Raw genomic sequence first — 19,223 nt, 5'->3', positions numbered from 1 at the left:
TGTAACTTAACGATTACGATTGACTGGGAATAGGCAGGATCGTTCCCTTTGGCACGCGGGACATGGAAGACCTACAAGTCAAACCCATAGAGCGCCGCCGCATTTCGCCAGCGCAGCGACTCGGCAAATCCGCGGGCACCCGCCACTTCGCCGCCAGCACCCGGCTCGCACGGCCAGCCGAACAATGCCGCGCACTCATCGGCACGTGCCGCGGATTCATGATTGGTCCAGGGCCAGTCACTGCCCAGCAGCAAACGGTCTGGCCCCACGACCTGGCTCCACGTGCCGGCAAGCGACTGCCAATCCGTTCCCGTCGGCAGGCGATACGGGGCGCTGAGCTTCACCCATACCTGCCGGTGCCGCAGCGTCGTTGCCACCGCCTCGAACACGGCATCGCGCGAGCCTCGCTCGCCAGGCCGGCAAAAGTGGTCCAGTACCACCGGCGCGGCGCAATGGCCAAGCGCCGCGTCGAGTTCGGCCAGCATCGCGACGCCCTGCCCGTTCTCGGTATGCAGTTCCACGTGCCAGCCCAGCCCGGCGATCCGCTCGAACAGCGTCCGCCATGGTGCCGTCCCGATACGGCGCCAGTCCGGGTCGCCAAAGAGGTTCAGCCGGATGCCGCGCACGCCGGCCGCGTGCATGGCGGCCAGCGCATCGTCCGTGACCGACGGGTCGACCACCGCCACGCCACGCAGCCGGCCGGCACTGGCGCCAAGCGCCGCGAGCAGCGCCGCATTGTCGGTGCCAAGGAAACTGGTCTGGACCACCACGCCATAGAGATCGCCCAGCGGCGCCAGCAGCCTTTGCCAATCCTCGATGCGCGCGGCGTACGCGGGCCGATAGCGGGCGGACGGCGTGCCGGCCCCGGCATCGAACAGGTGAAAGTGGCAATCCACCAGCGGCATCTCATTGCGCATCATCGTCAGCCATTCCTCGCCTACGGGTAAGCCCTGATATGGTGCCAGGCGCCCCGAAGCTAATCTAGTCCTCTAGAGGACATCAATCTAACACGGACGCTAGATGCAAGACAACGACCTGCTGCACAGTGCCGCGACCGCCCCCGGCGTCAGCCGCTATGGCCGGATTGCCGCACAACTGCAGCGCAAGATCGTCGATGGGGAATGGCCGCCCGGCGCAGCCATTCCGGCGGAAAGCGCGCTTGCCGTCGAGTTCGGCATTGCGCTGGGCACCATCCGCCAGGCCATCTCCGTGCTGGTGCAGGAAGGACTGCTGGAACGCGTCCAGGGCAAAGGCACCTTCGTGCGCAACGGACTCACCGGCGCAAGCATGATGCGGTTCTTCCGCTTCCGCGCCGATGCGGCAGCACCTGGCAGCTTCACCACGGGCACCGAGCCGCGCCCGGCCATCCCGCGCTCCGAGATCCTGTCGTGCCGGGCGGCGCGGCTGGACAAGAGCATGGCTGCGCTGTTCGGGCTCGATGCCGGCGCACGCGGCCTCGCGATCTCGCGGCGGCGCTGGCTCGACGACAAGCCGCGCCTGCTCGAATCGATCTGGCTGCCGCTGCCGCGCTGCGAACCATTGCAGCGCCTGCCAAAAGCCGAATGGGGTGACCTGCTTTATCCGCTGCTGGGCTCGCAATGCGGCATCACCATCCATCGTGCCGTGGACGAGGTGACCTTCCGCACGCTGGATACCGCCGAGGCAGGCCTGCTGGAGTTGCCTGACGGCCATCCCTGCGCGCTGGTAACGCGGCGCGCCTATGACCTGCAGGGCCACTGCGCGGAATACCGGCTGACAAGGGGCGATGCCTACGCCTTCCGCTACCAGGCGGACATCCGCTGACCAGACGAAGAACGCCCATTGATATGGAGACAAGCTTGAAGCATTCGCCAACACGGATCGCCGCGACCCTGGTGACCACCCTGCTGCTCGCCCCTGCCCTTGTGCAGGCCGCGGAACCGGCCGCGCAGTGGCCGACCCGGCCCATAACCATCGTCGTGACCTACCCGCCGGGCGGAGGCGCAGACCTGATGGCACGGCTGATCGCGCCCGGCCTCGGGCGCGAACTCGGCCAGTCCGTCATCGTGGAAAACCGGCCCGGCGCCGGCGGCCAGATCGGCGCGTCCTACGTTGCCAAGGCAGCACCGGACGGCTACACGCTGATGGTCGATGCCTCTTCCTATGCGGTGAATCCCAGCCTGTATCCGCGCCTGCCCTATGACCCCGCCAAGGCCTTCACCGCGATTGGCGTGCTGGCCCGCTATCCCAATGTACTGGTTGCCACGCCGGGATTCCCGGCGCACTCGGTCAGGGATGTCCTGGCCATGGCGAAGCAGAAGCCGGGCACGGTGGCCTTTGCATCGTCGGGCAACGGTTCCGCCCAGCATCTGTCCGGCGTGCTGTTCGAGCAGCGCGCCGGCGTGGACCTGCTGCACGTGCCCTACAAGGGCGGTGGCCCGGCCATGACGGACGTGATCGCAGGCCAGGTGCCGCTGTTCTTCGCCAACGTGGCATCGAGCCTGCAGCACATCAAGGCCGGCAAGCTCAGGCCACTTGCCGTGACCAGCCATACGCGCACGCCAGCGCTGCCGTCGGTGCCGACCATGGAAGAAGCCGGCGTGGCCGGCTACGAAGTCTATGAATGGAATGCCGCGTTCGTTCCGGCCGGCACGCCCCAGCCGATTGCCGCCAAGCTGTCCGAGGCGCTGCAGAAGGTCATGAACAGCCCCGAGGTGCGCAAGCGCATTGCGGAACTGGGCGGCGAGGTCGTGGCCGCGCCGCCCGCCGAGGCCGCCCGCTATATCGACAACCAGACCCGCCTGTGGGCGAAGGTCATCAAGGATGGCAACGTCAAGCCCGAATGAGGTGACCGCCGGTCACCCGCCGCAAGCGCCCAGCCAACAAGAATCATCAAGCTTCTCCGGAGAAATGCATGACCCAGTTTGACCCCGTCCGCCGCGACGTCCTGAAGCTCGCCGCCGCGCTAGGCGCCGGCGCCCTCGCGCCTTCGCTCGCGCGGGCGCAGGCGTGGCCCGCCAAGCCCATCCGCCTGGTGGTGCCGTTCGCGCCGGGCGGCAGTTCAGAGATCGTGGCCCGCTCGACCGCCGCCGAACTGACCCGGCTACTTGGCGTATCGGTATTCGTCGAGAACAAGCCCGGCGGCGCAGGCAATGTCGCCATGGGAGAAGTGGCGCGCGCCGATGACCAGCACACGTTGATCCTGGGCCATATTGGTACCCTCGCGGTGAATCCCTACATCTTCGCCAGGCTGCCGTACGACCCGAACAAGGACTTCCGCCCGATTTCCCTGCTGTCCAAGGTGCCGAGCCTGTACGTGATCCATCCCGACGTGCCGGCGAAGAACCTGAAGGAGTTCATCGCGCTGGCCAAGAGCAAGCCCGGCAAGCTCAACTACGGTTCGGCCGGCAATGGCAGCGCGGGGCATCTTGCCTTCGAGTACCTGAAGGCCGCAACCGGCACCTTCATCACCCATGTGCCGTACCGCGGCAGCGGCCCGCAGATCACTGACCTGCTGTCCGGCAGACTCGACGCGGCCGCGGTCGGCGCGCCGGCCATCCTGCCGTTCATCAAGGCGGGCAAGCTGCGCTGCATCGCCACGGGCACGTCGCAGCGCATCCCGCAGCTGCCTGAGGTCGGCACGGTCGCTGAACAGGGCTATCCGGGCTTCGAGATGACGCAGTGGTACGGCCTGCTGGCCCCGGCAAGCCTGTCGCAGCCGGCCACCGACAAGCTCGCCGACGCCGCGGCCAAGGCGGTCAAGAGCCCTGCGTCGACACAGCGGCTGAGCGCCGATGCGGCGCTGGTGGTGGGCAGCACGCCGCAGGAGTTCGCGCAGTTCATTGCGCAGGAACAGCAGCGGTGGAGGCCGATCATTGCGCGGGCGCAGATTAAGCCGGATTGAATTTGGTTGGGGTGGGTGTGTCGGACCACTTTAAACTGTGGGCTTTGGTGGTAGCTGGCTCATCGTCCTTGGCAGGCGCCGCTGTTTCGCCGGCGTAGCCGGCGACCTACTTCTTGTCCGAAGCGACAAGAAGTAGGCAAGAAGCGCGTCGCCTGGCGGCTGGCCATCAACGATACGCTTCTTGTGTTCAAGCGGCTTTGGTCTCGCGAAACGTGGTTGCCCGTTCGAGCCTGCTACGCATAGTGATTCAGAACCTGTGCCTGCGATAACCGGCTTGTGTACGATCCCCATGTAGGGCTCGGGTACAGCGTTCCAATAGCGCCAGTGGTCGGACGCCTTCGGCTGCGCTGCGCGCGCGTCCTAGTCGGTTTGCGACGGGCATCATCGTCGCCCGTGCCAACGGTTCGGTTTCTCTGCTTCGCTGTGGCGCGGTTTGCCTGCGGCCTGGGTGCTCAGACTAGGGCTCTGCGCGTAGCGCAGCCGAAGGCGATTACACGATGTCGGTAGCAGCAGGGACCACGGACAGTTTCGGGGCTCGTTCAATCATTGCTTGAAAGCCTACCGGCGGACGCGCACCACGCGGCAGGCAGCCGGGCACACTCTGAAGCCCATACCCGTACAACACCCTCAGCACACTACGATCAATATTCGCCCGCTAGGGCAAGTAAACGCGCTTTTTGGTTACTTTTTGTCGCTCTGGACAAAAAGTGACTCGCCGGCTACGCCGGCGAAACAGCAGCACCCGCCAACCACGACAACCTCAAAAAAACAAAAATCCCAATCCCCAGTGGAATAAACCCACCCCCTCCCACGTCTACCACACATTGGTCCAACTCCCGGACCGCCTGAACGACGAGGAACCATGGCACTCCCGCCCCGCCCACCGCGCTCCCCCGCCTCTGCCTGGGCTGTCCTGGCATTGACGGCCGCCTTCCTGCTCCCGGCTGCCGCCAAGGCCCAGGGCACCACAGACCAGCAGAAATTCGCGTCCGAGAACGAGGCCGCCATGACGCGGATGATGGACGGCATGGCCGTACAGCCCAGCGGCGATATCGACCAGGACTTCGCCGCCATGATGATTCCGCATCACCAGGGCGCCATCGACATGGCCATGGCCGAGTTGCGCTACGGGCGCAATGAACAGCTGCGGCGCATTGCGCAGGAAATCATCGTCGGACAGCTGCAGGAGATTGCCGCGATGCGGCTCGCGCTCGGCCAGCCGCTGCCGCCCTCCGCCCCCGCACCGACCCAGCCGGCCAGAAGCGACCAGGCCCCGCCGCAAGCGGCCGGGCACAGCCATGCCACACACGTACACTGACAACAAGACCAAGCCATGAACCGCGCCCCCGCCAAAACCACCAAGACCGCCCTGACCCTCGCGCTGCTGCTCGGCCTGTCCGGCACCGCACTGGCCGGCCAAGCGCCCGGCCCACTGAGCGCACCCAACGTGCCCGTCAGCCACCGCGACCGCATCTACGCGGCCGAGCAGTTCTCGAACACTGTGTCGGTGACCGATCCGGCCGACAACAAGCTGCTGGGCGTGATCCGGCTGGGCGATCCGACACCGGGCAACCTCAGCCCGCTCTACCGCGGCCAGTTGCTCGTGCATGGCCTGGGCTTCTCGCCCGACCGGCGCACGCTGGCGGTGGTGTCGATCGGCTCCAACTCGGTGTCCTTCATCGACACGGCGACCAATGCCGTCAAGCACGTGACTTACGTGGGACGCTCGCCGCATGAAGCGTTCTACACGCCTGACGGCAAGGAAGTCTGGGTAACGGTGCGCGGCGAGAACTACATTTCGGTCATCGACGCCAGGACGTTCACAGAGAAGACTCGCATCACCGTCGCCGCCGGCCCGGGCATGCAGATCTTTTCGCCGGACGGCAAATACGGCTACATCTGCTCGTCCTTCAACCCTGAAGTCGCGGTCGTCACCGTAGTCGACCACAAGGTCGTCGCGCGCGTGAAGCAGGAAAGCCCGTTCTGCCCGAACATTGCCGCCACGCCAGACGGCAAGCAGGTGTGGTTCACGCTCAAGGATATCGGCAAGACCCAGGTGTTCGACGCCCGCCCGCCGTTCAGCCTGCTCAAGACCCTTGAGACCGGCGCGATCACCAACCACGTGAACTTTGCGCACACCGCGGCCGGCACGTTCGCCTACGTGACCATCGGCGGGCTGAACCAGGTGAAGGTCTTCCGCACGGACGACTTCTCCCAGGTGGCAACGATTCCCGTGGGCGCCCTGCCGCATGGCCTCTGGCCGTCCGGCGACGGTACCCGCATCTACGTGGGCCTGGAGAACGCGGACAGCCTTGCGGCCATCGACACCGCCACCAACCAGGTCGTCGCCAATGTGCCAGTAGGCCAGGCGCCGCAGGCCATCGTCTATGTACCGAATGCCGTGCCTGAAGGACCGGGGACGCAAGGACTGCAGCCGATCGGCAACGCCGCGCAAACCACGCAACTGACGCTGGTGCCCGTAACCGGGGGCAAACCCGCTGGCGGCGGCGCCGCGCCGACAAGCGTGACGCTCTTCGACCAGGGGCTGCTGCAGGTCCTGCAGGCGTCTGTCACCGGGCTGCAGCCCAAGCAGCCTTACGTCCTCGCGCTGGCAAGCCGACCAGACGGCACCGGTCCGCTGGAGCCGCTGGCCAACTTCAACACCAACCCGGCGGGAGCGGCCATCGTCAACGCGATCGGGCCGATCCGGCAAGTCGTGCAAGGCATTGCCGGGACCGAAGCGCGGCGCTATCTTGTGATCGCGCCAGCCGTCGACGGCAAGCCCGCCACGCCGGTCCAGGTACAGGCCATGTAGGCGGTCGCACAGATTTTTATGCGTACCGGAGAGGACTGGCTGTGAAGGACCTGCTGCTGCACGTCGAGCCGATGATCCCCGCGTTGCGGCGCTACGCGCGTGCGCTGCTGCGCGAGCAGGACAGCGCCGACGACCTCGTGCAGGACTGCCTGGAAAAGGTCATCACATACTGGGACAGCCGCCGCGGCCACGGCGACACCCGCAGCTGGGTGTTCGCCATCCTGCATAACCTGGCCATGACGGCGCTGCGCCGGGCGGGCTCGCGCAGCCTGCATATCGCCATCGAGGACGTGGCCGAATCGCTGAGCGCGCGCGCCACGCAGGAAGATGGCCTGCACTACCGCGACCTCATGAGCGCGCTCGATACCTTGCCGGCGGAGCAGCGCAGCGTGCTGCTGCTGGTGTCGGTCGAAGACATGTCCTACGCGGACGCCGCCCGCGTGCTCGACATTCCCATCGGTACCGTAATGTCGCGCCTGTCGCGCGCGCGGGAGCGGTTGCTGAAGATCATGGAAGGCGGCGCCGCCGCCACGGCGTCGGGATCGGGATCGGGATCGGGATCGGCACAGGGATCGCCACAGAAGGCGGCATTGCGGAGGGTCAAATGAACGAAAACCGGCCCGTGCAGGAAGAGGACCTGCAGGCCTACGTGGATAACGCGCTGGACGAGGCGCGCCGGCACGAGATCGAAGGCTACCTGAGCGATCACCCGGAAGTCGCGCGCCGCGTCGAGGGCTACGCTGCGCAGCGGCAGCAATTGCGCGATGCCCTCGCCCCGGTGGCGAGCGAGCCGATCCCGCCGGAACTGAACCTGCGGCACATGGTTGCGGCGCGTCGCACGCGCACTGCAGCCCCATGGCGACTTGCCGCTTCAGTGTTTGTCGCGCTGTGCGTGGGTGGCCTGGCGGGCTGGATGGGACGCGGCGCCACCGAGCCGGCAACCGGCGGCATCGCCGCCCTGGCCCGCGAGGCCACGGCAAGCTACCAGGTCTTTGCATCCGACCCGAACCGGCCCGTGGAGATCGGCGCGAACGACAGCGCCGACCTCGTCAGGTGGGTATCGGCGCGGCTGCAGCGCCCCGTGGCCGTGCCGGACCTTACCCGTTCCGGCTACCGCTACATGGGCGGGCGGCTGGTGGCGACCGAGCACGGCCCCGCCGGCCTCTTCCTGTATGACGACGGGCACGGCACGCGCGTGGCCATGCTGGTGCGGCCGATGAAAGTGGAACAGGACACGCCGATGAAAGCGCATCGCCAGGCCGGCGTGGCGGGTTATTCGTGGGCGGACCGGGGTCTCGGCTACAGCCTGGTCGCCGCCGATTCGACCGATGGCCTGCATCCGCTTGCTGACGAGATGCGGCGCCAGATCGACCAGCGCGCCCGAAAGCCTACGCCGGCATAGTCGGCGGGCCGGCGGCCCGGCGGGCTCAGCGCCCGCCCTTGCCGGTAGGCTCTTCAGCCGATCCAGAGCACGCCGAAGAACAGCGCCACCGGGTTGAGCTGCACCGTCTTCATGCGCTCCGACTCGCTCAGCGTCGGGTCAGGATCGCGTACTGCCAACCGGCGCACCACGTCCGCCGTGGTAGTGCGATCCAGCCCCCACCTCCTGCCCCAGCGAAGCACCGTCCCGAGCGCGGGCACCGCCGATCGACGGCTGCACCGCGCTTTGTTCTTGGCGGCGTTGTCCAGACATCCTCCGATTCTGGTCGGCTCGTCGAGGGAAGCCGCACGCAACGGTAGCCGGCCGGGCTGACGTTCGCCATGCCAAAGCCCCATCCTTGATACTTAACAAGCACTTTTTATTGGTGCCGTCTCGTTTTTTAACTATAAACATTCCACAAAATAAAACTTTCTATTGACCACGCGCCGTCTTCCGCCTACATTTCCCCCAACAACAATTTTCCGGAACGAATCGTTCCACTTTATTACGTCACACAGGAGACACCCATGCGCGACCTCGACACGACCTCGCACCCCGCCGTTTCCGGTGGCTCGGCTACCGAGACCCAGGTGCCGGCCGGCCCCCAGACCATGACGCCGTCCGAAGCGTTCGTGGAAACCATGGTCGCCAATGGCGTCACCGACATGTTCGGCATCATGGGCTCCGCCTTCATGGATGCCATGGACATCTTCGCTCCGGCCGGCATCCGCCTGATCCCGGTGGTGCATGAACAGGGCGCGGGCCACATGGCCGACGGCTACGCCCGCGTGTCGGGCCGCCATGGCGTGGTGATCGGCCAGAACGGGCCGGGCATCTCGAACTGCGTGACCTCCATCGCCGCTGCGTACTGGGCCCACAGCCCGGTCGTGATCGTCACCCCCGAGGCCGGCACCACCGGCATCGGCCTGGGCGGCTTCCAGGAAGCCAAGCAGCTGCCGATGTTCCAGGAGTTCACCAAGTACCAGGGCCATGTGACCCACCCGCAGCGCATGGCCGAATTCACCGGCCGCTGCTTCGACCGCGCGCTGGCCGAGATGGGCCCGACCCAGCTCAACATCCCGCGTGACTACTTCTACGGCAAGATCACCGCCGAGATTCCGAAGCCGCAGCGCCTGGACCGCGGCCCCGGCGGCGAGCAAAGCCTGAACGAAGCCGCCGAACTGCTGGCCCAGGCCAAGTTCCCGGTGATCATCTCGGGGGGCGGCGTGGTGATGGCCGACGCGATCGAGGAATGCAAGGCACTGGCCGAGCGCCTGGGCGCACCGGTGGTCAACAGCTACCTGCACAACGACTCCTTCCCCGCCAGCCACCCGCTGTGGTGCGGCCCGCTGGGCTACCAGGGCTCGAAGGCTGCCATGAAGCTGATCTCGCGCGCCGACGTGGTGATCGCGCTGGGCTCGCGCCTGGGGCCGTTCGGCACGCTGCCGCAGCACGGCATGGACTACTGGCCGAAGAACGCCAAGATCATCCAGATCGACGCCGACCACAAGATGCTGGGCCTGGTGAAGAAGATCTCGGTGGGCATCTGCGGCGACGCCAAGGCCGCCGCCATCGCCCTCACGCAGCGACTGGCCGGCCGCACGCTCGCCTGCGACAGCAGCCGCGACGCCCGCGCCACGGAAATCGCCAGCGAGAAGACCGCATGGGAAAAGGAACTGGACGAGTGGACGCACGAGCGCGACCCGTACAGCCTGGACATGATCGAAGAGCAGAAGCACGAGCGCACCTTCAACGGCGGCACCTACCTGCACCCGCGCCAGGTCCTTCGCGAGCTGGAGAAGGCCATGCCGGCCGACGTGATGGTCTCCACCGACATCGGCAACATCAACTCGGTCGCCAACAGCTACCTGCGCTTCGAGAAGCCGCGCAGCTTCTTCGCGGCGATGAGCTGGGGCAACTGCGGCTACGCGTTCCCGACCATCATCGGCGCCAAGGTGGCAGCACCGCACCGCCCGGCCGTCTCGTACGCTGGTGACGGCGCCTGGGGCATGAGCCTGATGGAAACCATGACCTGCGTGCGCCACAACATCCCGGTGACGGCCGTGGTCTTCCACAACCGCCAGTGGGGTGCCGAGAAGAAGAACCAGGTGGACTTCTACAACCGCCGCTTCGTCGCGGGCGAACTCGACAACCAGAGCTTCGCCGAGATCGCCAAGGCAATGGGCGCGGAAGGCATCGTGGTCGACCGCCTCGAGGACGTTGGCCCCGCACTCAAGCGCGCCATCGACCTGCAGATGAACCACGGCAAGACCACGATCATCGAGGTCCTGTGCACGCGTGAACTCGGCGATCCGTTCCGCCGCGACGCGCTCTCAAAGCCGGTGCGCTACCTGGACAAGTACAAGGACTACGTCTGATCGAAGCTGCACCGCACCCTTTCATTCGCGATGGGGTGCTCCCTCTCCCGCTTGCGGGAGAGGGGAGAACACCAAGGGCATAGCGCGAGCCGCTGGCCCTTTTTCAGTCCTACCGAGCCAAACCCGCCATGAAGCCCATCCTCCGCATCATCGACCGCGCGCGCGCCGCGCCCTGTCGCATCGTCCTGTGCGAGGCAGAAGACTCGCGCATCCTGCAGGCGGCCGCGCGGGCGACGCGCGAGAGCATCGCGCAGGTGATCCTGGTAGGCAACCCCGAGCGGATCACCGCCGCGGCGCACGCGCTGGGAATCGGGCTGGACGGGATGAGCATCGTCGACCCGGCCACGTCAGCGCTGGCGCCCTCTTTCGCGCAGGCGCTCTACGCCATGCGCCAGAAGAAGGGCATGACGCTGGACCAGGCCCGGCAGGCCGTGCTCGACCCGCTGTGCTTTGCCAACCTGATGGTGAGGCAGGGCCATGCGGATGGTTCAGTGGCCGGCGCGGTCCACACCACGGCCGACGTGGTACGCCAGGCCATCCAGCTGATCGGGCTGGCGCCCGGCTTCCGGCTGGTGTCGAGCTTCTTCCTGATGATGCTGTGCGAGCCGTTCCACGCGCTCAAGGGCGGACTGATCTTCTCCGACTGCGGGCTGGTGGTGAATCCCGATGCCGAGGAGCTGTCGGAAATCGCCATGGCTGCGGCTGACAGCGCACGTTCGCTGCTGAACGAGGAGCCGCGCGTGGCCATGCTGTCGTTCTCGACCTGCGGCAGCGCGAAACACGCGGCGGTCGACAAGGTGGTCGCGGCCACGGAGCGCGTGCGTGCGCAACGGCCCGGCCTGGCCATCGACGGCGACGTGCAGCTTGACGCCGCCATCGTCGCGGAAATTGCCGAGCGCAAGATCCCGCACTCACGGGTGGGCGGCCACGCCAATGTGCTGGTCTTCCCCAACCTGGAAGCCGGCAACATCGGCTACAAGCTCGCCGAGCGGCTCGGCGGCGCCAAGGCCATCGGCCCGATGCTGCAAGGGCTCAAGAAGCCCGCCAACGACCTGTCGCGCGGTTGCAGCGAGGAAGACGTGTTCCATGTCATCGCCGTCACCGTGGTGCAGGCGCAAGCCGCTTCGGCCCAGCAAGCACCCACCGGAGAACAGGCGGTAGCATGAAGCCCGAATTGTTGATGCCCGTGCTGGGCCTGCAGGCCCTGCTTGGCGCGGGAACGTATTTTCAGACGGTGACAGGTTTTGGCCTGGGCATGATCGTGATGGGCGCCACGAGCGGACTGGGCCTGGCCCCGGTCGCCACGGTCGCGGCCGTGGTGAGCCTGGTGACGCTCGCCAACAGCGCCTGCGCCCTGCCCGGCAAGATGCAGCATATCGACTGGCGCGCGGTGCTTGCCGCGGCCATCGGCATTCTTCCCTCGGTGGTCGCCGGCGTGATGCTGCTCGACTACCTCAGCAGCACCGCGGCCACGCTGCTTCAGATCCTGCTGGGCGCCGTGATCCTGTATGGCGGCCTGAGCGCGGCGCTGCGGCCCGAGCCGCTGCCACGGCGCTCGGGCGACCGCAGCTTTCTCGTCAGCGGCATCTTTGGCGGCCTGCTGAGCGGCATGTTCGGCGTGTCCGGCCCGCCGCTGATTTTCCAGTTCTACCGCCAGCCCATGAAGCCGGTGGAGATCCGCTGCGCGCTGATCCTGGTCTTTACCGTGACCTCCGGCGTGCGCACCCTGTTCTCGGCCTGGCAGGGCCAGCTCGACGGGCAGATCTGGCTGCAGGCGGCCATCGGCGTGCCGGTGGTAGTGCTGGCCACGCTGCTGGGACGCCGCTTTCCGCCGCCGTTCTCCGCGACGACCACGCGGCGCATCGCCTTCGGCGTGCTGATGGGTATCGGCGCGAGCCTGATGGTGCCGGCGCTCGTCAGCCGGATCGGCTAGCACCGCACGGGCACTGGCTGACGGCCCCAAACCGGCCAACGCCCCTCAACCGCAGCAGCGGAATCCGACGAAGACGTCCCCGCGGTGCGGCAGGTAGAAGTTCCGGTAGCGAGCGTGCTGCATGCGGGCATGGGTCGCGAACGATCCGCCGCGAACCGAGCGATGCGTGTGAAACCAGGGGGCGGAATATTCCTGGTAGGGGTCGGGCGAGAACCCTGCATAGGGCACGAAAGGATCAGCCGTCCATTCCCACACGGCGCCACCCCAGTGGATCAGGTCATGCGTTGCCGCATACTCCCACTCGGCTTCCGCGGGCAAGCGCTTGCCGGCCCAGCGGCAATAGGCTTCCGCCTCATAGGCATTGACATGGCACACCGGCTGATCGGGCGGCAGCGGCAGCCACTGCCCGAACCATCGCAATGCCCATTGCCCCGGAATGCCGCCAGTTGCCTGGCGCCAGCGCGCGGGATGCGCCAGCCCGCTGCGTTGCAGCCATGCGCGTCCGTCGTCGGACCACCACTGATGGTCGCGGTAGCCGCCCGCCGCCACGAATTCCGCAAATGCGGCATTGCTGACGCAAGTGCGATCGATGTGGAAGGGGGCGACGTGGACCGGGTGGGCCCACTTCTCGTTGTCGAAGACGAACCCGGCGCCGCTGGCGGGCGACCCCATCGGGAACGTGTCGCCGCCTGCGGCTGCCGACCCGGCGCCTGGCGCGATGGCAGCCATGTCAAGCGGAGCATGCAGCGGATAATCAAGTGTCTGCCGCATATAGGTCAGCGCCTCCGCGTGCATGTCTTCGTGGAATAAGGCGAGCCGGAAAAAATAGAGCGCCGCGTCGTTATCGTCCGATGTGGCGAGCCTTGCGCGAACTCGCCCCAGTACGGCGGCTGCGTAGCCGCGGATCTCGGAAAGCCCGGGCAGCGCAAGATGCCACCGGTCCTGGTGGGCGACGCGCATGGAATCGAACAGCCGGTCGGCGTCCGGCAGCATGGACGGGAGGCTGGCCACCCAGCGGCCATCCTGGCCGGCGCGCGGCTCCCGCAGCACCCATTGCTCCGTAAACCACGCGATATGGGCATACTCCCACAAGGGCGGATTGATTCCCGCATCATAGGGAACCTGCCATTGGGACGGCGACAGATCCTGAAGCACGGCCCAGGTGCGCCGGTGCGCATCGGCAAACGCCGCATCCAGCCCGAGCTTGTCTATCCTTCTTGCTGCTGCCCCCACGGAACCTGTCGTCATGCGTCCTCCCAAGGCCACCGTCGCGATTATCAGTCCAGCGCTGCGCAAAGCCAACAATGGCAACTGGCAAACCGCCCATCGCTGGTCCCGGTTCCTGCAGGGGGACTACGATGTCTCACTGGCCGCCGAATGGCCGGCGGCCGGCCCGGACGACGCCCTGCCCGACTGCCTGATCGCCCTGCACGCCCGACGCTCGGCCGAGTCCATCGCCAGGTACGCCGAGGCTTGTCCGGATCGTCCGCTGATCGTGGTGCTGACCGGCACCGATCTGTACCGCGACATCCGCACCGATGCAGCGGCCCGGCGCTCGCTCGAACTGGCCACCCACCTGGTTGTGCTGCAGGACGAAGGGCTCGCCGAACTGGCGGCCGCGCATCGCGCCAAGTGCCGTGTGATCTACCAGTCTGCCCCGGCATGCGCCCCCGCCGCGCCCCGCCACGATCATTTCGACGTTGTGCTGGTCGGCCACATGCGGGCGGAAAAAGACCCGCTCACGCCCATGCGCGCCCTCTCGCTGCTTCCCGAGGATTCGCGCGTGCGCCTGATTCACATTGGTGGCGCGCTCGATGACGCCTATCAGCAGGCGGCCCTGGCGCTGGAAGCACAAGCCTGGCCCGGCGTGCGGCGCTATGTCTGGCTCAGGAACCTGCCCCATGATGAAACCCGGCAGCATATCCGACAGGCACAGGCCATGGTGATCTCCAGCGTTATGGAAGGCGGCGCCAACGTGATCATCGAGGCCGTCGCCAGCGGCGTGCCGGTGCTGGCCAGTCGCATCCCGGGTAACGTCGGCATGCTGGGCCGTGACTACGACGGCTATTTTCCACTGGGCGACGCCGCGCAACTGGCGCTCTTGCTGGAACGGACCAGCAGGGACGCCGGGTTCCTGAACCGCCTGCGGCAGCAATGCGCACTGCGGGCTCCGCTGTTTGCGCCGGCGCGGGAACGGGCGGAAGTAGGTAAACTTGTCGCCGACGCCTTGAAACCTGAATAACCCGGAGCCAGCAATGGACCAGCCAGACAACGCAAAGATCAAGCTCACCGCCTTTTCCCACGGCGGCGGGTGCGGGTGCAAGATTGCCCCCGGTGTGCTTTCCGAAATCCTCAGGAATTCGGCCGGCTTCCCTGCTCCGGCGGCGCTGCTGGTCGGCAAGGAAACCAGCGACGACGCGGCGGTCTACAAGCTCAATGACAGCCAGGCCCTGATCGCCACCACGGACTTCTTCATGCCGGTGGTGGACGATCCGTACGATTTCGGGCGTATCGCCGCCACCAACGCGATCTCCGACGTCTACGCCATGGGCGGAACCCCGATCATGGCGCTGGCCCTGGTCGGCATGCCGATCGAAAAGCTGCCGCCCGCGGTCATCGGCAAGATCCTCGAAGGCGGGGAATCGGTCTGCGCCCAGGCGGGCATCCCGGTTGCCGGCGGCCACACCATCGATTCCCTGGAGCCGATCTACGGGCTGGTGGTCCTTGGCCTGGTGCATCCGGACCGGGTCAAGAAGAACAGCGGCGCCCAGGCGGGCGACAAGCTGATCCTCGGCAAGCCGCTGGGCGTTGGCGTGTTGTCCGCCGCGGTGAAGAAGGACAGGCTCGACGCGGCCGGCTATCAGGAACTGATTGCCTGCACCACCAAGCTCAATACGCCGGGCCGGCTGCTGGCCGAAGTGCCGAGTGTCCACGCGCTGACCGACGTGACCGGCTTCGGCCTGCTCGGCCACCTGCTGGAGCTTTGCCGCGGCGCGGGTGTCGGCGCGCGGCTGGACATGGGGCGGATTCCGCTGCTGCCGCATGTCGAGCGCATGGCCGGCGAAGGGCTGGTGACCGGCGCATCGGGGCGCAACTGGGCCAGCTACGGCGGCGAGGTGGACCTGTCCGCGTCGGTCACGCCAAGCCAGAAGGCGCTGCTGACCGATCCGCAGACCAGCGGTGGCTTGCTGGTGTCGTGCGCGCCGGAAGCCGTGGACGAGGTCCTGGACATCTTTCGGCGGGAAGGCTTTGCAGACGCTGCAGTGATCGGAGAAACCACCAAGGGAGCCGCCCGTGTTGCCGTTGCTTAAGCGCCTTGCCGCGCTGACCCTGCTGGGCTTTGCCGGACTCGCCAGTGCCCAGGCTGTGCTGAAGGTCTCGGCCATTCCGGACGAGGCCCCCACCGAACTGCAGCGCAAGTTCGCGCCGCTCGGCAGTTACCTGGAGAAGGAAATCGGCATGAAGGTGCAGTTCGTGCCCGTCACGGACTACGCCGCGGTGGTCGAATCGCTGGCCACCGGCAAGATCGACATGGCATGGCTGGGCGGCTTTACCTATGTGCAGAGCAAGATCCGCACGAAGGGAGCCACCATCCCCATCGTCCAGCGCCAGGAAGATGCGGCGTTCACCAGCAAGTTCATCACCGCCAACCCCGCGATCAAGTCGCTGGCCGACCTCAAGGGCCACACCTTCGCCTTCGGCGCGCCGTCCTCGACCTCCGGCCACCTGATGCCGCGGCACTTCCTGCTGCAGGCCGGCATCGATCCGGACAAGGACTTCAAGACCGTCGCCTATTCGGGCGCCCACGATGCCACGGTGGCTTTCGTGCAGGCCGGCAGGGCCGACGCCGGCGTGCTCAATGCCTCGGTCTGGGACAAGCTGGTGGAGCAGCATAAGGTGGACACCGGCAAGGTCAGGGTGTTTGCGGTCACGCCGCCCTACTACGACTACAACTGGACCGTGCGCGGCGGGCTCGATCCGGCCTTGCGCAAGAAGCTGACCGAAGCGTTCCTGCGCCTTGACCCCGCCAATCCCGAGCAGCGGGAGATCATGGCCTTGCAGCGGACCACGAAGTACATTCCCACCCGCCCGGAAAACTACGCCGGCATCGAGGCCGCGGCTCGCGCCGCGGGCCTCATCCAGTGATGCAGGTCCGATGAGCTTTCGCCTGGAGGCCGCCAGCATTACTTACGCTAACGGACAGCGTGCGCTCAGCCAGATCACGCTGGCGGCCGGCCGCGGCGAACCCATCGCCGTCATCGGTCCGTCGGGAGCCGGCAAGACCTCCTTGCTGCGCTTGCTGGCAACATCGCTGCGGCCCGCCGAGGGCCGTGTGGAGGTGCTCGAGCAAAGCCCCTGGGCGCTGTCCGCCGCACGCCTGCGGCAGTTGCGCTGCCGCATCGGCATGATCCACCAGGCGCCGCCGATGCCGCCGCGCCAGCGCGTGATCACCGCCATCCTTGCCGGCCGCCTGGGCATCTGGCCCACCTGGAAATCCTTGCTGTCGCTGGTCTATCCGGCGGACATCGATGGTGCCGCCGAACAGCTCGCCCGCCTTGAACTGGCCGACCGCCTGTTCGACCGGTGCGACCAACTCTCGGGCGGCCAGTTGCAGCGCGTGGGCGTCGCCCGCGTGCTTTACCAGCGCCCGGAACTGATCCTGGCGGACGAACCGGTCTCGGCGATGGACCCGGTACTGGCCAACCTCACCCTGGGCGAGTTGCGCAAGGAAGCGGATACCCGTGCGGTGCCCCTGGTCGCCAGCCTGCACGCCGTGGATCTGGCGCTGCGCTGGTTTCCCCGCATCGTCGGCCTGAAGGCGGGCGAGATCGCGTTCGACCTGCCGGCCGAACGCGTGACCGACGCGCTGCTGCGCGAGCTCTACGCATCCGAAAGCACATCGCCACCGGTGCAAGGCGGCCAGGCCCTGCTGAGCATCGCGGCAGGTGCGGGCGCCGCCGCCGGCGGCGGTACCCCACCCAGGCCAGCGTGCCGATGACCGCCCACCCGCGCGACCCCCAGGCGCTGCGGCGCGCAGGCGGTCTGGTGCTGGCGCTGCTGCTCCTGTGGCCATTGCTGCGGCTGTCCCGGTTCAGCCCTTCCGCCTTGTTTGACACGGGAAATCTCAAGGTGGTGGGCGCCTTCGTGCGCAACTTCCTCCCGCCCGAAGTCTCGGCCGGATTCCTCGGGCTGGTGGTCAAGGCCACGCTGGAAACGCTGGCGATCGCCACGGCGGGCATTGCGCTCGCCTTTGTGGTCGCAGCCCCCCTGGCCGTGGCCATGACGGGCAGCCTGTCGGTGTCGCGCATCGGCCCCGGCCGGGGGCGCAAGCCGCGCATGGCGGTGCGCGCCGGCGTGCGCGCCCTGGTGCTGCTGCTGCGCGGGGTGCCGGAGCTGGTGTGGGCGCTGGTCTTCGTGCGTGCCCTCGGCCTGGGGGCGGCGGCGGGCGTGCTCGCGCTGGCCATCACCTACGGCGGCATGCTGGCAAAGGTCTATGCGGAAATCCTCGAATCGAGCGACACGCGCGCCGTGGATGCCCTGTTCGGCAGCGGAAGCGGGCGCCTGGCGGCACTGAGCTATGGGCTGATTCCCCATGCCGCGCAGGAGCTGGTCTCATACACCGTCTACCGTTGGGAATGTGCCGTCCGGGCTTCCGTGGTCATGGGTTTCGTTGGCGCCGGCGGGCTTGGGCAGTTGATGGACCAGGCCATGAAAATGCTCAATGGTGGCGAGGCCGCGACCATCCTGCTCGTGTTCCTGCTGCTGGTTCTGCTGGCGGACGCGCTGAGCGCGCGGCTGCGCAAGCTGATCGACTGAATCATGGCGCACAAGACCAGGGCCGCCCAATTCTGCATGCGCTGCCTGCTCACCCTGATCGCGCTGGCCGCGGCGGTGTCGGGCAGCTTCGCGTACCTCTCGCTCGATCTCAGCCAGCTCTTCTCCGCGGACGCCGCAAGCGGAATGGCGCACTTCCTGCTGGCGTTCTTCCCGCCGGAGCTGTCGCCAGCTTTTCTGGCCAGAACCGCTGGCAGCATGCTCGAAACGCTCGCGGTTTCCGCCGTGGGTACGTTGTGCGCGGCGGTGCTGGGTTTTGGCGTGGCACTGCCGGCTTGCGGGCTCTACGGCGATGCCCTGCGGACGTTGTCGCGCTTGCTGCTGAACCTGTTGCGCTCGGTTCCCGAGCTGGTATGGGCTGCCCTGACCGTCCTCGCGGTTGGCCTGGGTCCATTTGCCGGCACCCTCGCCCTGGCGCTCCATACCACGGGCGTGCTCGGCCGCCTGTTCGCCGAGGCGCTGGAGAATGCGCCGCGCGCACCGGCCCGCGCGCTGACGGAAAAGGGCGCCCCCGCCGCGCTGGTCTTTGTGTATGGGACGCTGCCCTGCGCCTGGCCCCAGTTCCTCGCCTACATCCTGTACCGCTGGGAAATGAACATCCGCGCGGCGGCGATACTTGGCTTTGTCGGCGCCGGCGGGCTTGGGCAGATGCTGTATTTCGAGCTTTCCCTGTTCCATCTGCCCCAGGCGTGCACGGTAATTGTCGCCATGCTTGCGCTAGCGGCAGTGGTCGACACGGCCAGCGCGATCTTGAGGGCGGACCGGCATTCGTGACGAGGCACCGGCAACGCTTGCGGCTGCTGGGGGTTGGCGTGCTTAGCAGGCGCCGCTGTTTCGCCGGCTTAGCCAGCGAAACAGCGGCGCCTGCCAAGGACGATAACCCAACCAACCCCAACCCTCCCATTCCCGCAATCCACCGAAGAACCTAAAAAGAATCCCGAGTGACCGCGGCAGGCCGC

18 protein-coding genes are annotated in these 19,223 nt (G+C 67.0%); 16 read left to right on the top strand and 2 right to left on the bottom strand.

The window, feature by feature from the left end; genetic code table 11:
- Nucleotides 1–71: 71 nt before the first annotated feature.
- Complete coding sequence (locus CupriaWKF_RS25090; protein WP_276101145.1) at nt 72–920, bottom strand: amidohydrolase family protein; 849 nt, start codon at nt 918–920, stop codon at nt 72–74.
- Nucleotides 921–1,020: 100 nt separating this feature from the next.
- Between CupriaWKF_RS25090 and CupriaWKF_RS25085 the strand changes: the two genes are divergently transcribed.
- The 10 genes from CupriaWKF_RS25085 (at nt 1,021) to CupriaWKF_RS25040 (ending at nt 12,429) form a co-directional block, all read left to right on the top strand.
- Nucleotides 1,021–1,803, top strand: coding sequence for a GntR family transcriptional regulator (locus tag CupriaWKF_RS25085; protein ID WP_276101144.1), 783 nt, complete (start codon nt 1,021–1,023; stop codon nt 1,801–1,803).
- A 35-nt stretch (nt 1,804–1,838) separates the two neighbouring features.
- Complete coding sequence (locus tag CupriaWKF_RS25080) at nt 1,839–2,825, top strand: tripartite tricarboxylate transporter substrate binding protein (RefSeq protein WP_276101143.1); 987 nt, start codon at nt 1,839–1,841, stop codon at nt 2,823–2,825.
- Between the two features lie 68 nt (nt 2,826–2,893).
- The gene (locus tag CupriaWKF_RS25075; protein WP_276101142.1) at nt 2,894–3,883 is read left to right on the top strand and encodes a tripartite tricarboxylate transporter substrate binding protein; all 990 of its coding nucleotides are present in this window, start codon (nt 2,894–2,896) and stop codon (nt 3,881–3,883) included.
- An 862-nt stretch (nt 3,884–4,745) separates the two neighbouring features.
- Nucleotides 4,746–5,201 carry a DUF305 domain-containing protein gene (locus CupriaWKF_RS25070; RefSeq protein ID WP_276101141.1) on the top strand — a complete coding sequence of 152 codons (456 nt, stop codon included), beginning with the start codon at nt 4,746–4,748 and terminating at the stop codon, nt 5,199–5,201.
- 15 nt (nt 5,202–5,216) lie between these two features.
- Entirely contained in the window at nt 5,217–6,698 is a 1,482-nt protein-coding gene (locus CupriaWKF_RS25065; protein WP_276101140.1) for a YncE family protein, read from the top strand.
- Nucleotides 6,699–6,769: 71 nt separating this feature from the next.
- Complete coding sequence (locus CupriaWKF_RS25060; RefSeq protein WP_276103200.1) at nt 6,770–7,306, top strand: sigma-70 family RNA polymerase sigma factor; 537 nt, start codon at nt 6,770–6,772, stop codon at nt 7,304–7,306.
- Complete coding sequence (locus tag CupriaWKF_RS25055; RefSeq protein WP_276101139.1) at nt 7,303–8,100, top strand: anti-sigma factor; 798 nt, start codon at nt 7,303–7,305, stop codon at nt 8,098–8,100. The genes CupriaWKF_RS25060 and CupriaWKF_RS25055 overlap by 4 nt, the downstream gene beginning before the upstream one ends.
- 545 nt (nt 8,101–8,645) lie before the next feature.
- Entirely contained in the window at nt 8,646–10,496 is a 1,851-nt protein-coding gene (gene xsc / locus CupriaWKF_RS25050; protein WP_276101138.1) for a sulfoacetaldehyde acetyltransferase, read from the top strand.
- Nucleotides 10,497–10,624: 128 nt separating this feature from the next.
- Entirely contained in the window at nt 10,625–11,662 is a 1,038-nt protein-coding gene (pta, locus tag CupriaWKF_RS25045; protein ID WP_276101137.1) for a phosphate acetyltransferase, read from the top strand.
- Nucleotides 11,659–12,429 (top strand): sulfite exporter TauE/SafE family protein, encoded by a 771-nt coding sequence (locus CupriaWKF_RS25040; protein ID WP_276101136.1) that lies wholly within the window; start codon nt 11,659–11,661, stop codon nt 12,427–12,429. Before pta ends, CupriaWKF_RS25040 begins: the two co-directional genes overlap by 4 nt.
- Before the next feature lie 45 nt (nt 12,430–12,474).
- On the opposite strand, the gene senA is transcribed toward CupriaWKF_RS25040, so the two are convergent.
- Complete coding sequence (senA, locus tag CupriaWKF_RS25035) at nt 12,475–13,731, bottom strand: selenoneine synthase SenA (RefSeq protein ID WP_276101135.1); 1,257 nt, start codon at nt 13,729–13,731, stop codon at nt 12,475–12,477.
- Between senA and senB the strand changes: the two genes are divergently transcribed.
- From senB to phnE, 6 genes are read left to right on the top strand one after another with little or no spacing between them, the layout of a single operon-like run.
- Nucleotides 13,676–14,671 (top strand): selenoneine biosynthesis selenosugar synthase SenB, encoded by a 996-nt coding sequence (gene senB / locus CupriaWKF_RS25030; protein ID WP_276101134.1) that lies wholly within the window; start codon nt 13,676–13,678, stop codon nt 14,669–14,671. The two genes, senA and senB, sit on opposite strands and share 56 nt — an antisense overlap.
- Nucleotides 14,672–14,684: 13 nt before the next feature.
- On the top strand, nt 14,685–15,740 hold the full coding sequence (gene selD / locus CupriaWKF_RS25025) for a selenide, water dikinase SelD (RefSeq protein WP_276101133.1): 1,056 nt from the start codon (nt 14,685–14,687) through the stop codon (nt 15,738–15,740).
- Nucleotides 15,733–16,575 (top strand): putative selenate ABC transporter substrate-binding protein, encoded by an 843-nt coding sequence (locus CupriaWKF_RS25020; protein ID WP_276103199.1) that lies wholly within the window; start codon nt 15,733–15,735, stop codon nt 16,573–16,575. The genes selD and CupriaWKF_RS25020 overlap by 8 nt, the downstream gene beginning before the upstream one ends.
- A gap of 10 nt (nt 16,576–16,585) precedes the next feature.
- Nucleotides 16,586–17,428, top strand: coding sequence for an ATP-binding cassette domain-containing protein (locus tag CupriaWKF_RS25015; protein ID WP_276101132.1), 843 nt, complete (start codon nt 16,586–16,588; stop codon nt 17,426–17,428).
- Nucleotides 17,425–18,246, top strand: coding sequence for an ABC transporter permease subunit (locus tag CupriaWKF_RS25010; RefSeq protein WP_276101131.1), 822 nt, complete (start codon nt 17,425–17,427; stop codon nt 18,244–18,246). Before CupriaWKF_RS25015 ends, CupriaWKF_RS25010 begins: the two co-directional genes overlap by 4 nt.
- Nucleotides 18,247–18,249: 3 nt before the next feature.
- Complete coding sequence (gene phnE / locus CupriaWKF_RS25005) at nt 18,250–19,038, top strand: phosphonate ABC transporter, permease protein PhnE (protein ID WP_276101130.1); 789 nt, start codon at nt 18,250–18,252, stop codon at nt 19,036–19,038.
- Nucleotides 19,039–19,223: the final 185 nt, after the last annotated feature.

The organism is Cupriavidus sp. WKF15 (assembly GCF_029278605.1).
Lineage (GTDB): Bacteria > Pseudomonadota > Gammaproteobacteria > Burkholderiales > Burkholderiaceae > Cupriavidus.
This window is presented reverse-complemented; position numbering and strand designations above follow the sequence as displayed.

Excerpts from the sequence above, each read along its gene's own strand:
- CupriaWKF_RS25090 (WP_276101145.1), bottom strand. The coding sequence starts at position 920 with ATGATGCGCAATGAGATGCCGCTGGTGGATTGCCACTTTCACCTGTTC.
- CupriaWKF_RS25085 (WP_276101144.1), top strand. The coding sequence starts at position 1,021 with ATGCAAGACAACGACCTGCTGCACAGTGCCGCGACCGCCCCCGGCGTC.
- CupriaWKF_RS25075 (WP_276101142.1), top strand. The coding sequence starts at position 2,894 with ATGACCCAGTTTGACCCCGTCCGCCGCGACGTCCTGAAGCTCGCCGCC.
- CupriaWKF_RS25070 (WP_276101141.1), top strand. The coding sequence starts at position 4,746 with ATGGCACTCCCGCCCCGCCCACCGCGCTCCCCCGCCTCTGCCTGGGCT.
- CupriaWKF_RS25065 (WP_276101140.1), top strand. The coding sequence starts at position 5,217 with ATGAACCGCGCCCCCGCCAAAACCACCAAGACCGCCCTGACCCTCGCG.
- CupriaWKF_RS25060 (WP_276103200.1), top strand. The coding sequence starts at position 6,770 with ATGATCCCCGCGTTGCGGCGCTACGCGCGTGCGCTGCTGCGCGAGCAG.
- CupriaWKF_RS25055 (WP_276101139.1), top strand. The coding sequence starts at position 7,303 with ATGAACGAAAACCGGCCCGTGCAGGAAGAGGACCTGCAGGCCTACGTG.
- xsc (WP_276101138.1), top strand. The coding sequence starts at position 8,646 with ATGCGCGACCTCGACACGACCTCGCACCCCGCCGTTTCCGGTGGCTCG.
- pta (WP_276101137.1), top strand. The coding sequence starts at position 10,625 with ATGAAGCCCATCCTCCGCATCATCGACCGCGCGCGCGCCGCGCCCTGT.
- CupriaWKF_RS25040 (WP_276101136.1), top strand. The coding sequence starts at position 11,659 with ATGAAGCCCGAATTGTTGATGCCCGTGCTGGGCCTGCAGGCCCTGCTT.
- senB (WP_276101134.1), top strand. The coding sequence starts at position 13,676 with ATGCGTCCTCCCAAGGCCACCGTCGCGATTATCAGTCCAGCGCTGCGC.
- selD (WP_276101133.1), top strand. The coding sequence starts at position 14,685 with ATGGACCAGCCAGACAACGCAAAGATCAAGCTCACCGCCTTTTCCCAC.
- CupriaWKF_RS25015 (WP_276101132.1), top strand. The coding sequence starts at position 16,586 with ATGAGCTTTCGCCTGGAGGCCGCCAGCATTACTTACGCTAACGGACAG.
- CupriaWKF_RS25010 (WP_276101131.1), top strand. The coding sequence starts at position 17,425 with ATGACCGCCCACCCGCGCGACCCCCAGGCGCTGCGGCGCGCAGGCGGT.
- phnE (WP_276101130.1), top strand. The coding sequence starts at position 18,250 with ATGGCGCACAAGACCAGGGCCGCCCAATTCTGCATGCGCTGCCTGCTC.